Here is a 13,952-nt window from a genome sequence, read left to right on the forward strand (position 1 = left end):
GAGGAAATAAGAATGCCAAGATATCGGGCGCTGATAGCGTATGATGGAACAGACTTTTTGGGCTGGCAAGTGCAGCCGGGTAGACGTACGGTGCAAGGAGAACTGGAAAAAGCGGTGAACCGCATGGCTAAGGACCCTGATCCGGCGTTAAAAGTACATGGTTCAGGTCGTACGGACGCCGGCGTCCACGCGTTAGGACAGGTTGCACATTTTGATTTACCCTTTGCGATTCCTGAAGAAGGCGTGCGCAAAGGTTTATCGACGATGTTACCATACGACATTGAAATTAAACAAATTCAACGGGTCGATGATGATTTTCATGCCCAATATAGTGCGCATACCAAAACCTACCGCTATCGACTGACCAATCGGGAATTTCGGGACCCATTTCGCCGTAATTATACTGGTTATTGGCCCCGCCGCTTAGATGTTGCTGCAATGCAAATGGCGATTGGTGATTATTTGGGCGAACATGATTGGCAAAGTTTTGCAGCAGCGGGGTATCAGGCCAAAACGACGGTGCGGACGGTGACTCGGGCGAATTTGGAGCAAGTGAGTGAGGATGAATTGATTTTTGAATTCACGGGAACGGGATTTTTATACAATCAGATTCGCATTATGGTTGGTGTCTTACTTGAAATCGGCATGGGAAGTCGGTCTGTACATGATATTCCAAGATTATTAGCGGCAAAGGATCGGCAACAAGCACGGTTGACGGCACCAGCAAGCGGGCTATATTTAAAATCAGTGGATTACTAAAAGGTGCTAGAAATTATGTCTTTTAAAAAAGGTAGTGATGGCTTGCAGTCAGATTTAAAAGATGTTAATATTATAGATGTCGAAAGACAAAGGCAAGTGTGCACTTCGAACCGTGTCAGGGTCGGAAGGCAGCAGCACTAAGGAGATCGTATACTGTGCCTTAATGTAGAATTTAACAAGAGGCTGTGGTTGAATAACCATGGGCTCTTTTTTTGTTTTTTTGAACTGAAGAACGCTGAAATGAAAGGCGGTCGCTCCTGTTTATTTTCTAGCAAGTTCGTTCTTTTTGGTGGGCTTGTTTCTCAAATAATGGTAAAATAAAATCTAAGCTTTAAATTAATATTGATAATTTAAGAAAACACTTTCCGTGGTTTAAAACCCAATTAATTTAGGGGGGATTGAACCGCAAAATGAAAGCATAGCTACGATTTAAGATGATTTTAATCGCATGGTGATAATGTTAAGTCGATTCGAAGGGAGCAGTAAGATGGCGTATCAAGCACTTTATCGCACTTGGCGACCACAAAAATTTGCGGATATGGTAGGTCAAGAAGTGGTTACTAAAACACTTCAAAATGCGTTGCGGACGCAACAAATTTCGCACGCTTATTTGTTTACTGGTCCACGGGGAACAGGAAAGACTTCAGCGGCTAAAATTTTTGCTAAAACCGTAAATTGTCTACATCCAGTTGATGGTGAAGCTGACGGAACTTGTGAGGTGTGTCAAGCCATTGATCAAGGCACGTTGGGTGATATTATTGAGCTGGATGCAGCTTCAAATAACGGAGTGGATGAAATTCGTGAAATTCGCGAAGATGTGAATTATGCTCCAACCTTGGCGAAGTATAAAGTTTATATTATTGACGAAGTACACATGCTTTCAACCGGAGCTTTTAATGCTTTGTTGAAGACGTTGGAAGAACCCCCAGCCAATGTGATTTTTATTTTGGCTACGACTGAGCCGCAAAAGATTCCGGCGACGATTATTTCGCGAACGCAACGGTTTGATTTTCGGCGTATTAGTGCCAGTGAAGCCTATGAGCGGATAGTTTACATCTTGCAACAACGGGGCAATGAATATGATGAAAAGGCTTTGAAGGTCATTGCTAACGCTGCTGATGGGGGGATGCGGGATGCTTTAAGTATTTTGGATCAAGCTCTTTCCTTTGGGGATGGCCAAGTGACTTTGGATAACGCTCTATTAGTGACGGGTTCTGTGACCCAGACTTTGCTTGGTGATTACTTAAAGGCTGTTGCCACACATCAAACGGATCATGCGCTCGCAGAACTTACTAAAGTTTTAGCTGAGGGGAAAGATGCCAACCGGTTTATTGAAGATTTGATTAGTTATGCGCGGGATTTATTGATTGCGCATGAGGCACCGGATCTAGTTAATTTGGTGCCTGATGATAATTTTAATGAATTATTGCAAAAAGAAGAGCAACTTTGGTATCAAATGATTGATACTTTAAATGAAGTTCAGCAGCAGTTGCGGTTTACGAACCGGCCAAGTATTTATTTGGAAGTCTTAACGGTGAAGTTGAGTCGCTTAGAGTTGTTGACACAAGTGGAAGCTCAAGCTGTGCAAACAACACCAGCAAACCAGTCAGCCGAAGAACCAGCACAACCGGTTGAAAAGTCAGTGATGTTGGAAAAAACGGTGACACCAACAAAATCAAATTCAACTAGTACCCGTGATAAGTCAAATGTTAAAAAGGCGAGCATTGATAAGCGGCATGTTTTTGCCGTGTTGGATGCGGCGACTCGGGGGGATTTGAACCGGATGGAAGGCGTTTGGGCGGATGTTTTGGCCCAGTTAGAAGTCACTAAAAAGGCCATGCTGAATACAGCTAAACCGCTAGCGGCTTCGCCTGATGGTATGGTTGTCGGTTTTGATTTTGAAATTTTCCGGGATAAGACGTTTCGTGACGAAACGCTGATTCAATTTTTAATGGAACAAATTCAAACCTTGAGCGGATCAGAGCATGAACGTGCCTTGGTCTTAATCACGAATGAAGAATGGAGCGACTTACGTAGTACGTGGGTGCAACAGCATCATGTTAAGCAAAGTAAGGCGGATGTGGAACAAGCTGCACAACCGGCTCCGGAAGAAAATGCCATTGATTTGCCCGAAGATGAGGCCCCAGCACCAGTTGTGCAAAAGGCCCGCGAAATGTTTGGCGCCGATTTAGTAGAAGTACATGCAGATTAGTAAACTAAAGGATTAGTGGAAAGGGGCGGCTATGCAATACCCAGAGCCAATTGCCAAATTAATCGACAGTTATACAAAATTACCGGGGATTGGAATTAAAACGGCCACCCGCCTGGCATTTTATACGGTTAATATGGCCGAAGAAGATGTGACACATTTTGCGCAGTCTTTAATTTCGGCTAAACGAGATTTAAAGTTTTGTAGTATTTGTGGAAATTTAACCGAAGAGGACCCCTGTGCAATTTGTACAGATGATACGCGTAATCAGGGAACGGTCTTAGTAGTTGAAGAAGTTAAAGATTTAATGGCTCTTGAGAATACCAATGAATATCATGGCTTGTACCATGTTTTACACGGCGTTTTATCACCATTAGCCGGGCAAGGTCCAGATGATATTAATATTGAATCATTGGTTACGCGCTTACAAAAAAATGAAAAAATTGAAGAAGTGATTGTGGGAACGAACGCGAATGCTGAAGGAGAAGCGACTGCGATGTACTTAAGTCGCTTGTTAAAGCCAGCTGGGATTCGGGTTTCACGTTTGGCAACCGGCTTATCAGTCGGCAGTGATATTGACTACGCTGATGAAATTACGTTGATTAAGTCAGTCGAAGGGAGGACGCAAATGTAATGTTTGGACTATTTAATAAGTTGAAATTGAATTCTGCGCAATATGATCAAGATTTATTTGATACGATTCAAGACGCTAAATATGATTTTGATAAAGCTAAGGCCTCGGAAGAAGCTTTATATGAAAGTAATATTGACCCGCGCTGGATTAAAGCCCAGACTGCGTTTGCTAAACAGAAGTATTTTTTTGTTCTTCGGGCGGCGCGTCAACGGAAGATGAAGGGGCGTGGACATCAACAAAGCACTTGGTACGAATAAAAGGTAAGGATGGCTGAAAATGACGGGGAAATTTATTAGCTTTGAAGGCCCTGATGGCGCTGGTAAAACGAGTGTCTTGCGTGAAATTATTCAACGTTTAACGGTAGCGTATGGAGACCAATTGCTAGTGACACGTGAACCGGGCGGGGCCCATAATCCGGTGGCTGAAGCAATTCGCGATGTGGTGCTTAGTCCTGATTATCCAGCGATGGATAACAAAACTGAGGCGTTGTTATATGCCGCTTCACGGCGTGAGCATATTCAACAAACAATTAAACCAGCTTTAGCGCAAGATAAATTAGTTTTATCTGATCGCTATGTGGATAGCTCGATTGCTTATCAAGGGGCCGGCCGTGAAATCGGGTTTGAGGTGGTTTTAACTTTAAATCAATTTGCTATTGAAGATTTTTGGCCGGATCGGACAATTTTTTTAGATGTCCGCCCTGAAATTGGTTTGCAACGCATTCAAGAGCAACGACAAGATGAAATTAATCGGTTAGACTTAGACTCATTAGAATTTCACCAGCGGGTGTATGCGGGTTATCAAAAATTAATTCAAATCAACCCGGCACGTTTTATTGTGATTAATGGGGAACAACCCTTGCCCCAAGTTGTAGAAGACACTTGGCAAGCTATGAAAAAGGAGATTTAGCTTATGAAAATGATTACAGCAGTAGTGCAAGATAAAGACGCCAATAAGTTGGGTAATGTTTTTGTGAAAAATAATGTACGCGCAACGCGGACGGCAACTTCTGGTGGGTTTTTGCGTGCTGGGAATACAACGTTTATGATCGGAGTCGAAGATGAGCGGGTTGAAGAAGTGCTAACCTTGATTCAAGAAACCGCTAAAGCCCGGAAACAATATGTCACACCGGCTGCGAGTTTAGACTTATCATTTGAATCAATGAATGCCATGCCAATGGAAGTGCAGGTGGGCGGAGCAACGGTCTTTGTCCAAAATATTGAGCAATTTTATCATTTTTAAGACTTGCAGTGGAGGGCGACCATGGATTCAAATGAGGTAATTCAAACCGCACACCAACAGCAACCATTTGTGGTAACACGGTTACAAAAGGCGGTTGCTAGTCAACAATTAGCACATGCCTTTTTATTTGCGGGTCCAAACGGTCAAGGCCAAGCGGTTGTTGGGTTATGGCTCGCTATGCGTTTAATGTGTGAACATCCAACGACCAATGGTGACCCTGACGGAACATGTTCTCAATGTCAACGGATTAGTCGACACGAGCATCCCGATGTGATTGAAGTGCACCCGGATGGTTTGTCGATTAAAATTGACCAGATTCGGTATTTGCAAGATGAGTTTACGAAGACGGCGGTTGAAGGTGTCCAGAAAATTTTTATTATCTATGAAGCGGATAAAATGACGGATAATGCTGCGAATGGTTTATTGAAATTTATCGAGGAGCCACGTGGTCAACAAACCGCTATTTTAATGGTCGAAAATCCCAAGCAAGTTTTGCCAACGATTGTTTCACGGACGCAAGTGATTGACTTCCATCAAGTGCAACCCCAAATTTACCAACAACAATTGTTGGCCCAAGGTTTTACGGAATATGAGACGCCTTTGGTGATGGCGTTATCTGATAGTTTATCAACGGCTAAAACATGGTTAGAAGATGATTGGTTTAAGGTGAGCCAGGCGGCAGTGGTCAAGTTAGTCGCACAAATTTTGACACTCGATCCCGAAGCGTTTAATTTAGTGCAAATTGAACTTATGCCCTTATCCAAAGAACGTGAGCGGCAAGGCGTTTTAATTGCGATGTTGGCTGCAGCGTGGCGTGATGTGGTGATGATGAAAACACAAGCTGATACTAATTTACGTTTTGTGGATAATGCGGTCTGGCAAACGGCTTTAGCTAAGTATTCAGTTGAACAGTTGTTAGCAGCGCAAGATATTATTTTGACGTTACCAGTGATGTTACAACAAAATATAGGGTTTCAAACCACGGTTGAAACCGGCGTTTTGAAATGCCAATTTGCGCTGGGTGGGACACAGTAATTGCGCGTAGGAAATGAAAAACGGAAGGATAAAAGGCATGCAAACGCAACAAAGTTTTAAACAACATGCGACGGGGACGCTTTACCTAGTACCCACGCCGATTGGTAATTTAGGAGATATGACGCAGCGTTCCATTGAAATTTTAAGAGCAGTTGATTTGATTGCTGCAGAAGATACCCGGCACACAGCGCAACTATTGAATCAATTTCAAATTGAGACGAAACAAATTTCGTTTCATGAGCACAATAAAGAAATGCGCATTCCAGAATTAGTGGCAAAAATGCAAGCCGGGCTTGATTTGGCGCAAGTTTCTGATGCGGGGATGCCTTCGATTTCAGACCCAGGGCATGAACTAGTGTTAGCAGCGTTGGCAGCCGATGTACCCGTCGTACCAATTCCAGGAGCTTCAGCAGGGATTACGGCCTTGATTGCTTCGGGGCTGACACCACAGCCCTTTACCTTTTATGGCTTTTTGCCCCGCAAGCAAAAAGAGCAAATTACTGCGTTAGAACGCGTGGCAAGTCATCAAGAAACGATGATTTTTTATGAAGCGCCGCATCGGCTGGCAAAAACTTTGATGAATATCAGTCAAGTGTTGGGAGCTGAGCGACAAGTGGTTTTAGCACGCGAATTAACGAAACGGTATGAGGAATTTTTGCGAGGCAGTGCTAAAGAATTAGCTGACTGGGCTCAAACTAACGAGGCCCGCGGAGAATTTGTGTTGCTAGTTGATGGTGCTGTGGAGCAGGATCTAGCAATTGACCCGTTGGCGGGGCTGACTGATATTGAAGCGGTGATGGCTTTGACACATCAAGGGTTGAAAACCACCCAGGCAGTCAAGCAAATTGCAAAATTACGTGAACTTGATCGACAAGCTTTATACTTAGCCGTTCAAGGATTAGAAAAATAAAAGAAGGTTAATTAGAAATGCGGATATATGAAACCAAGCATGAAATTTTAGATGATGAAATTGATGTTACTGGTAAATTAACATTGCCTAAGATCTTAAGTCTCTCAATTGGGGTTTCTACTAAGCAATCGTTAGCGTATGGGGTTGGTCCTGAATATACGCACGCGGTCGGGTTAGGTTGGGTTGTGTTACAACATGTGATCACGATTAACCGGCGGCCTGAATCTGGTGAAACAATGACGATTAGTACCCACGGAAAAGAGTTTAACCCTTTTTTGGCCAAGCGTGATTATACTTTTGTTGATGAACAGGGTTACAAAATTATTCAGGTTGATTCATTGTATACGATGATGGATTTGAAAAAACGCAAGATGGCACGCATTCCGACTGATTTAGTGGATGTGTTTGATCCTGACCGGGTGAAGCGTGTGCCACATCCAGACAAGCCTGACCGTATTGCGGAAGATGAAGCGATTACTTGTGAGCAAGCTTATCAAGTACGGTATTCAGATATTGATTCAAATCAACATGTTAATAATGCTAGATATTTGGATTGGGCGCAAGATCCGCTGGGGATGGACTTTTTACGGACTCATGAGCCAAAAGAAGTTAATATTAAGTTTGAGCATGAAGTCCGTTGGGGTGAAATGATTGATGTTAAGATTGCTCAACAAGCAGATGAAACGAAGCATCAGATTTGGTATGGGGATGAATTGTCAGCGGAAGTTTCAATCAAATGGACGCAGGCCTAAGAAAAGCATATAATTAGGTTAATGATGTGATGTAATTTTGTCGGTTAGTCAGAATAAACGACATTCGTGCTACATATAATTAAGGAGAATGCAATGAGTACATTAGTCTTAGGGGGAGCCGGATATATTGGTTCTCATATGGTTGATTTATTACTTAGTCAAAATAAAGACGTGGTGGTCGTCGATAATTTAGCGACCGGGCACCGGCAATCAGTCCCAGCCAACGTTCCATTTTATGAAGTAGATATTCGTGATAAGCAAGCTTTATCCGGTGTTTTTGATCGTGAAAATATTGAACAGGTGGTGCATTTTGCGGCGTCTTCAATTGTTCCAGAATCAATGGAAAATCCATTGAAGTATTTTGATAATAATACGGCGGGAATGATTTCTTTGTTGGAAGTGATGATCAAGCATAATGTCAAGCAGATTGTCTTTTCATCAACTGCGGCCACATATGGTGATGCTAAAGAAAGCCCAATTAAAGAAACTACGCCACAATTACCAATTAACCCTTATGGTTTGTCAAAGTTACAAATGGAACAAATCATGGGTTGGGCAGACCAGGCTTACGATTTGAAGTGGGTGGCTTTGCGCTACTTCAATGTGGCTGGAGCTAAGCCTGATGGTTCAATTGGGGAAGATCACCCAACTGAGACGCACTTGGTTCCAATCATTTTGCAAACCGCTTTGGGTGAACGTGACGAAATTACCATGTTTGGGGATGACTACAATACTCCAGATGGCTTTAATGTGCGTGATTATGTCCATGTGATGGATTTGGTAGATGCACACGTCTTAGCTTTGGATTATTTGGCACAGGGTCATGATTCAAACCAATTTAATTTGGGAACGGCCAATGGTTATTCGGTCAAGCAAATGGTGGAAGCAGCTCGTGAAGCGACAGGTATGGAAATTCCAGCCAAGGTGGGTCCGCGGCGGCCTGGTGATCCAGATTCATTGATTGCTGATTCAACCCGCGCTCGTGAAATTTTGGGCTGGGCTCCTAAGTATGAATCAGTCCAAGAAATTATTAAGACGGCCTGGACCTGGCATCAAACACATCCAGAGGGTTATCAAGATCGTTAATTATTAATTGAATGAACATTTTCAAGACGTCTTCAGTAGAAACTGAGGCGTTTTTTAATGCTTTGAAAAATAAAAAATCGATTCTACCAAGAACATTCCTTGTTGAATCGATTCATTATGTTTAGATAATTTCAATTGAAGCGTTATGCAATTTCATGATGTCATGCCCAATCCAATTATAAGGTCCCATGATGCTTTCGGCCCATTCAAAGGCTTGGTCAACTATCACGATTGTTTCCGTAGCGTCGGTGTCCGCGTGAGTGAGAAATTCGTGGAGACTTTGCATTGGATCTGTACTAACCAATAATTGAAATTGATTTGGCTTTAAATTGTGAAAGGTTGCTAATTGCTTGGCATTCAAGGTTTGTTGCGAGGACCCTGCCAAAGTGACGTGTAAATTAAAGGGCGTGTCCTCAGAAACTTTTTGTTGGATGAATTTGATAATTTGCGACTGTTTTTCAAAAGGAAAAGCAAAGATTAAATTAAGCATTAACACCTGCTTTCTGGATGATTAATCCGCTGAATGTAGCGACGCTAGCTGATACAGCTTAGGGTAAATCGTTCCCAGTAGCTAGGTAAAGGTCATACCATTCTTGATTAGTTAGTTGGACTTGGTTATGATCAGTCATTTCATCAATCCGCGTGGGATTCATTGATCCTAAGATTACTTGCATATGAGCAGGATGGTAGGTAATCCAAGCTACCGCGACCGCGTTCTTACTGGTGTGGTTTTTATTCGCAATTTCTTGTAACTTGGCGTTAACTTCCGGGAATTCGGGATTATCAATAAATGGTCCCGCAAAGAAGCCATATTGGAATGGCGACCAAGCTTGGATTGTCATTTGATGCAAACGTGAATAAGCTAAGATACCACCATCATGATCAATTGAAGGCTGGTCTTGCATATTAACATGGAATTCTGCATCAATCATGCCAGTATGCATCAGTCCAAATTGAAGTTGGTTGGTCACCAACTTTTGATGCAAGGACGCTTGCAAGAATTCAACTTGCCAAGGATTCATATTTGAAACCCCAAATTGACGGACTTTACCACTGGTCTTTAATTGATCAAAGGCCTCGGCAATCTCAGTTGGATCTTGTAGCGTATCCGGACGGTGGAGCAAAAAGACATCAAGGTAGTCCGTTTGCAGACGTTGTAATTCGGTATCAACGGCCGCAATGATATGTTCTTTGTTGAAATCATAACGTGGTCCGGTGAGTCCATCCCCATTAATTTGTCCATTTTCTAAAATAATTCCACCCTTTGATTGGATGAAATATTGATCGCGCGGTAGTTTTAAATTATGTAAAACTTGGCCTAAAGCCGTTGAAGAACGACCTCCAGCATAAATATCGGCAGTATCAAAAAAGTTAATACCTTTATCTAAGGCAGTTTGAACGACGGCCTGTGCTTCAGGCGTGCTTTTGTCAGCGATGCGCATCACACCTAAAGCGACGTCTGACACCATGAGACCGGAGTTACCTAAATTTAATTTTGGCATATCAAAAATCCTTTCTTGAATAAGATAAATTTGTTTCACTTCAATTATAACAGTATTTTTAAAAATGGAAGCGGTTACTTGTTGTTAATGTTGCCAATGAGAATTCTGATTCGATTGACGGGTTACAACAAAATGAATGTGGTGTTCTTACTGCGAGTAAAAGCGGAAACTGGGTGCTTTTAAATTCAGTTAAGCTTAAGGTGTATAATTAAACATAAAGATGAAATTTTAAATCATCGTGACAGAAGTGAGGGAAGTAATGCTGTTTCATATTAATGCGACCATGCCAGCTCATAAATCCGGCATTGAGCATGCCGAGTTAAAGCGAATTAAATTGTTTGCGCAAAAGCAAGTGCCCCAAAGATTAGTTTTACGGGAGTGGGACCCTAAATTGCACTTACAATTACAAAAAGAAGCCTTACCAGATGCTTTAGTGTTGAATATGTTTGATTTTTACCAGCGGGCGACCATGGTGCCTTGGTGTAAAGTGACCGCGCGTGACTTGGATTTTGGGGAAACACCTTTAATCTGGCAAATTGAACCAGAGCAGCAACGTTGGTTAATATCCAATCAAGCTGATGAATTAATTGCGCGGGTGCATTATTATCCAGATGATCAGCAAGTACGCTTGGTGGAGTGGTTTGATACCCAACAAAATTTGTACAAAGCTGAATATTATGATTGGCGTGGCTTTCCTTCCATGATCCAATGGTATACGGCAAATAATCAGGTCAGCGGTGAGACCTGGCTGGATGTGAAAGGACACCCAGTGATTGAAAATTATCGAAAGTACACAATGGGCAATCCGGGTAATTTAGAGCCAACTCATTGGCAATTACAAACGGAAAATCAACAATTTCAATTTGATACGTTGGATGAATTAACAGCGCATTTTTTAAATCAAATTAATCATGAATTTTGGTCAGCAAAAACGCCAAATATTTTTATTTTGGATCGCGCCCATCTTGGGGACGCGGCCTTGTTGAATTTAGATTGGCCAGCCTATACGGTTTTGCATTTACATAATGCACAAACTAGTAATGCTCAAGAACCGTTGACCGCGCCATTGAATCAACATTATGAATATGCTTTACATAATTTAGATCGGTATAATGCGGTCGTTTCGGCAACACCGCAACAAACTCGCGATTTACAGACGCGCTTTCATCCAAAAAGTAAACTATGGACCATTCCGGTGGGAATTGTTAATCAGCGGTTAAGCGAACAACCCCGAATTCCGGTAGCACAGCGCCAATATGGTAAAATTGTGGCCTTTGCCCGGATTGCTCCGGAAAAGCAGTTGGTTGACTTAGTACGGGCAGTCGGCTTGGCGCACCAACAAAATGCAGCCGTTTCCTTAGACCTGTATGGTTATGCGGACCCCACCGACCAATATCGAGCTCGACGTGAGATTGAAGCTGTGATTCAAGATCAGCATTTGGAGCAGGTGGTCCAATTGAAAGGTTATACAGATCAGATTGATGCAATTGAACATCAAGCGATGTTATATGGCCTAACTTCACGGATGGAGGGGTTCAATTTAGCTTTGCTGGAAGGTATTTCGCATGGCTTAATTGGGGTGACATATGACGTTAATTATGGTCCGAATGAAATTATTCAAGATGATTGGAATGGTCGAGTAGTGGCTTATCAAGATTACGAAGCTTTAGCGCAGGCAATTCTTGATATTTTGGCTGACCCGCAGTTAGCACAACGTTATTCAACGGGAGCCTATGAATCAGCCCAGCGTTATTCTGAGGAGCAGATATATCAGGATTGGGAAGCTTTATTTCAAGATGCTGCTGCGTTTTGGGCCGAGTTGCCAGAAGGGAAGGATAAATGACGGCGAAAGTAAATTTATTTGTGAATGAAAACCTCTATGCCTTTAATTCTGGAACGGAACATGCGCAAGCACGCCGGATTCGTGCTTTTCAACAGCTTGGCATTCCGGCTTATTATGTAACGCGAAATTATAACCGTTTTTTGGCCCGAGACGCGGCCAATTTAAACTTAGATATGCAGACGGTTATTAATATGTATGATTATTTTCAAGGTACTCAAACAACTCGAATGCGCAAACAGAGTCTCCATGATTTAGCTGATTTTAATTGGCGAACGGACCATTTAGATAGTAGTAATCCGAATTTTTCATTGGTGCAAAAAGCTGGGCGGCAAGTTGCTCGGATTACGGTATTGCCGGCCACCGTTGGCTTAGTGAATGAGGTGATCTATAATGATCGGGCTGGTAATCCTACACGGCGTGAAAATTGGGATTGGCGTGGTTTCCTTTCCTCGGTTGATCGGTTTACACCGGACGGGCAGGTGCAAGTTACTCAATATTTAAATTTAGCAGGAGACCCCGTTTTAGAAGTTAACTTTATGGTGAAAGATGGAATTTCTCAGCCAACAATTTGGGAATTAAAACAATATCATGGAAAAAATTATCGGTTTGCCACGGAAGATGATTTATTTGGATTTTTTTTAAATGAGTTAATCCGACAAAATGATGGCCAGGTTAACTTATGGTCAGAACGACGATCCGTTGATCGAGCGGTGAGTCAAGCTCAAGGGATGACCGGACGCTATGCGATTTTGCATGAAATGCACACCGTGACGAATACCGATTTGCCGGCTGGCACGTTGTATGCAGGTTATCAGGATTTATTTGAAGCTTTAACCCCCGCTTTTGATACAATTTTTGTTCCATCCCAGCGACAACGAGCAGACTTGCAAAGCCGTTACCCAAAACAAAATTTTAAAGTGGTGCCTGATACAGTTGTCACGCTACCGCAACACGTCCCGGCACGTGATCAACGCATCCCAGGACATTTATTAGTTTTAGGTCGTTTGAGCGCGGAAAAAGCTCCGGAATTAGCGCTGCAGCTATTAGCGCTGATTCGGAATTATTTACCGGATGTCACGATGGAATTCATGGGCTATCCTAGTAGTCCGGATTATTTAGCACAATTCAAAGCCCAAGTGCAAACTTTAGGCTTGGGAGAGCAGGTCTTTATTTCAAAATATGGGGATGCTAAGCAAGTACAGACGGCTTTGCGACGGGCCCAAGTATTAATCAATCCTTCGAGCCATGAGGCGTTTGGTATGCAGTTGGTTGAAGGCTTGGCCGCAGGATTGCCTCTTATCACAATGGAAAATCGCTATACGCCGAACGCGGTGGTTGAGGATGGTATTAATGGCTATCGGTTACAAACTTTGCCGTTTAATGGGGCTGTGCCGAAAATCGTGCAAATTTTGGAAGATGCACAGGTCTGGCAGAAAATGAGTCAGGCGAGCCTTAAAAAGGCGCAGGCCTTTGATTTAGCAAACTTTGGCACTGTTTGGCAGGAAGTGTTAGCTGATAAAGTTTGAGAAGATATAAAAAGCCTGAGGTACACCGCATGATGGCCTCAGGCTTTTAATTACGTAAACGAAGGTAGTGACCGGAATCGAACCGGCGATCACGGTTTTGCAGACCGATGCCTTACCGCTTGGCTACACTACCATTATTATCAACAATAAAATATTATACGGTAATCCCGGCATAAAAGCAATGCTCGGGTAGCAGGGCTTTCTATCTACCATGAGGTGGTCAAACGTTGATAGAAGAGAATAGGTATTGGTAAAAATGTTTGGTGCATGAATGTGATGGGAAAGCCTTTCTTGAGCTTTAAAAAAACAAAATTGAATTTTTTTGTAAAAAGGGGTTGTCAACTGAGTTAATATCCGATATAATTATTTTTGTTGTTGCGGTGGTAACAAATTAAAAATGGACGTTTAGCTCAGCTGGGAGAGCACCTGCCTTACAAGCAGGGGGTCACAGGTT

Annotated in this window: 14 protein-coding genes, 1 tRNA gene and 1 other RNA gene; 13 read left to right on the forward strand and 3 right to left on the reverse strand. The window is 42.6% G+C overall.

The annotated features are described in order from the left end of the window. Window positions 1-12: 12 nt before the first annotated feature. The 11 genes from truA (at window position 13) to galE (ending at window position 8,627) form a co-directional block, all read left to right on the forward strand. Complete coding sequence (truA, locus tag IV73_RS04825; protein WP_057755597.1) at window positions 13-759, forward strand: tRNA pseudouridine(38-40) synthase TruA; 747 nt, start codon at window positions 13-15, stop codon at window positions 757-759. 81 nt (window positions 760-840) lie between these two features. Then, window positions 841-934: signal recognition particle sRNA small type (gene ffs / locus IV73_RS06525), an RNA gene on the forward strand. Between the two features lie 312 nt (window positions 935-1,246). Continuing rightward, window positions 1,247-2,971, forward strand: a complete 1,725-nt coding sequence (dnaX, locus tag IV73_RS04830) for a DNA polymerase III subunit gamma/tau (RefSeq protein WP_057755599.1) — start codon at window positions 1,247-1,249, stop codon at window positions 2,969-2,971. A 31-nt stretch (window positions 2,972-3,002) separates the two neighbouring features. After that, window positions 3,003-3,602: a recombination mediator RecR gene (recR, locus tag IV73_RS04835; protein WP_057755601.1), complete on the forward strand. Its 600-nt coding sequence runs from the start codon at window positions 3,003-3,005 to the stop codon at window positions 3,600-3,602. Beyond that, window positions 3,602-3,859 (forward strand): YaaL family protein, encoded by a 258-nt coding sequence (locus tag IV73_RS04840; RefSeq protein ID WP_057755603.1) that lies wholly within the window; start codon window positions 3,602-3,604, stop codon window positions 3,857-3,859. Before recR ends, IV73_RS04840 begins: the two co-directional genes overlap by 1 nt. A 19-nt stretch (window positions 3,860-3,878) precedes the next feature. Next, entirely contained in the window at window positions 3,879-4,511 is a 633-nt protein-coding gene (gene tmk / locus IV73_RS04845) for a dTMP kinase (protein WP_057755605.1), read from the forward strand. A gap of 3 nt (window positions 4,512-4,514) precedes the next feature. Then, window positions 4,515-4,844: a cyclic-di-AMP receptor gene (locus IV73_RS04850; protein ID WP_057755608.1), complete on the forward strand. Its 330-nt coding sequence runs from the start codon at window positions 4,515-4,517 to the stop codon at window positions 4,842-4,844. A gap of 21 nt (window positions 4,845-4,865) precedes the next feature. Continuing rightward, window positions 4,866-5,879 carry a DNA polymerase III subunit delta' gene (holB, locus tag IV73_RS04855; protein ID WP_057755610.1) on the forward strand — a complete coding sequence of 338 codons (1,014 nt, stop codon included), beginning with the start codon at window positions 4,866-4,868 and terminating at the stop codon, window positions 5,877-5,879. A 37-nt stretch (window positions 5,880-5,916) separates the two neighbouring features. Next, window positions 5,917-6,789 carry a 16S rRNA (cytidine(1402)-2'-O)-methyltransferase gene (gene rsmI, locus IV73_RS04860; RefSeq protein WP_057755612.1) on the forward strand — a complete coding sequence of 291 codons (873 nt, stop codon included), beginning with the start codon at window positions 5,917-5,919 and terminating at the stop codon, window positions 6,787-6,789. 17 nt (window positions 6,790-6,806) lie between these two features. After that, window positions 6,807-7,541 (forward strand): acyl-[acyl-carrier-protein] thioesterase, encoded by a 735-nt coding sequence (locus IV73_RS04865; RefSeq protein WP_057755614.1) that lies wholly within the window; start codon window positions 6,807-6,809, stop codon window positions 7,539-7,541. A 93-nt stretch (window positions 7,542-7,634) separates the two neighbouring features. Beyond that, window positions 7,635-8,627: a UDP-glucose 4-epimerase GalE gene (gene galE / locus IV73_RS04870; protein ID WP_057755616.1), complete on the forward strand. Its 993-nt coding sequence runs from the start codon at window positions 7,635-7,637 to the stop codon at window positions 8,625-8,627. A 121-nt stretch (window positions 8,628-8,748) separates the two neighbouring features. Here galE and IV73_RS04875 read toward each other — a convergent pair whose 3' ends face one another. Beyond that, entirely contained in the window at window positions 8,749-9,117 is a 369-nt protein-coding gene (locus tag IV73_RS04875; RefSeq protein ID WP_057755619.1) for a hypothetical protein, read from the reverse strand. 58 nt (window positions 9,118-9,175) lie between these two features. Then, the gene (locus tag IV73_RS04880) at window positions 9,176-10,129 is read right to left on the reverse strand and encodes an aldo/keto reductase (RefSeq protein ID WP_057755622.1); all 954 of its coding nucleotides are present in this window, start codon (window positions 10,127-10,129) and stop codon (window positions 9,176-9,178) included. Window positions 10,130-10,388: 259 nt separating this feature from the next. Between IV73_RS04880 and asp1 the strand changes: the two genes are divergently transcribed. Together asp1 and IV73_RS04890 are read left to right on the forward strand one after the other, a co-directional pair. Beyond that, on the forward strand, window positions 10,389-11,972 hold the full coding sequence (gene asp1, locus IV73_RS04885) for an accessory Sec system glycosyltransferase Asp1 (RefSeq protein ID WP_057755625.1): 1,584 nt from the start codon (window positions 10,389-10,391) through the stop codon (window positions 11,970-11,972). After that, complete coding sequence (locus IV73_RS04890; protein ID WP_057755629.1) at window positions 11,969-13,498, forward strand: glycosyltransferase; 1,530 nt, start codon at window positions 11,969-11,971, stop codon at window positions 13,496-13,498. The genes asp1 and IV73_RS04890 overlap by 4 nt, the downstream gene beginning before the upstream one ends. Window positions 13,499-13,560: 62 nt before the next feature. On the opposite strand, the gene IV73_RS04895 is transcribed toward IV73_RS04890, so the two are convergent. Beyond that, window positions 13,561-13,631 (reverse strand) — tRNA-Cys (locus tag IV73_RS04895). Window positions 13,632-13,952: the final 321 nt, after the last annotated feature.

Source organism: Weissella kandleri, from assembly GCF_001438705.1.
Classification (GTDB): Bacteria; Bacillota; Bacilli; order Lactobacillales; family Lactobacillaceae; genus Weissella; species Weissella kandleri.

Excerpts from the sequence above, each read along its gene's own strand:
- IV73_RS04880 (WP_057755622.1), bottom strand. The coding sequence starts at position 10,129 with ATGCCAAAATTAAATTTAGGTAACTCCGGTCTCATGGTGTCAGACGTC.
- IV73_RS04890 (WP_057755629.1), top strand. The coding sequence starts at position 11,969 with ATGACGGCGAAAGTAAATTTATTTGTGAATGAAAACCTCTATGCCTTT.
- galE (WP_057755616.1), top strand. The coding sequence starts at position 7,635 with ATGAGTACATTAGTCTTAGGGGGAGCCGGATATATTGGTTCTCATATG.
- tmk (WP_057755605.1), top strand. The coding sequence starts at position 3,879 with ATGACGGGGAAATTTATTAGCTTTGAAGGCCCTGATGGCGCTGGTAAA.
- IV73_RS04875 (WP_057755619.1), bottom strand. The coding sequence starts at position 9,117 with ATGCTTAATTTAATCTTTGCTTTTCCTTTTGAAAAACAGTCGCAAATT.
- recR (WP_057755601.1), top strand. The coding sequence starts at position 3,003 with ATGCAATACCCAGAGCCAATTGCCAAATTAATCGACAGTTATACAAAA.
- IV73_RS04865 (WP_057755614.1), top strand. The coding sequence starts at position 6,807 with ATGCGGATATATGAAACCAAGCATGAAATTTTAGATGATGAAATTGAT.
- asp1 (WP_057755625.1), top strand. The coding sequence starts at position 10,389 with ATGCTGTTTCATATTAATGCGACCATGCCAGCTCATAAATCCGGCATT.
- IV73_RS04840 (WP_057755603.1), top strand. The coding sequence starts at position 3,602 with ATGTTTGGACTATTTAATAAGTTGAAATTGAATTCTGCGCAATATGAT.
- dnaX (WP_057755599.1), top strand. The coding sequence starts at position 1,247 with ATGGCGTATCAAGCACTTTATCGCACTTGGCGACCACAAAAATTTGCG.
- IV73_RS04850 (WP_057755608.1), top strand. The coding sequence starts at position 4,515 with ATGAAAATGATTACAGCAGTAGTGCAAGATAAAGACGCCAATAAGTTG.
- rsmI (WP_057755612.1), top strand. The coding sequence starts at position 5,917 with ATGCAAACGCAACAAAGTTTTAAACAACATGCGACGGGGACGCTTTAC.
- holB (WP_057755610.1), top strand. The coding sequence starts at position 4,866 with ATGGATTCAAATGAGGTAATTCAAACCGCACACCAACAGCAACCATTT.
- truA (WP_057755597.1), top strand. The coding sequence starts at position 13 with ATGCCAAGATATCGGGCGCTGATAGCGTATGATGGAACAGACTTTTTG.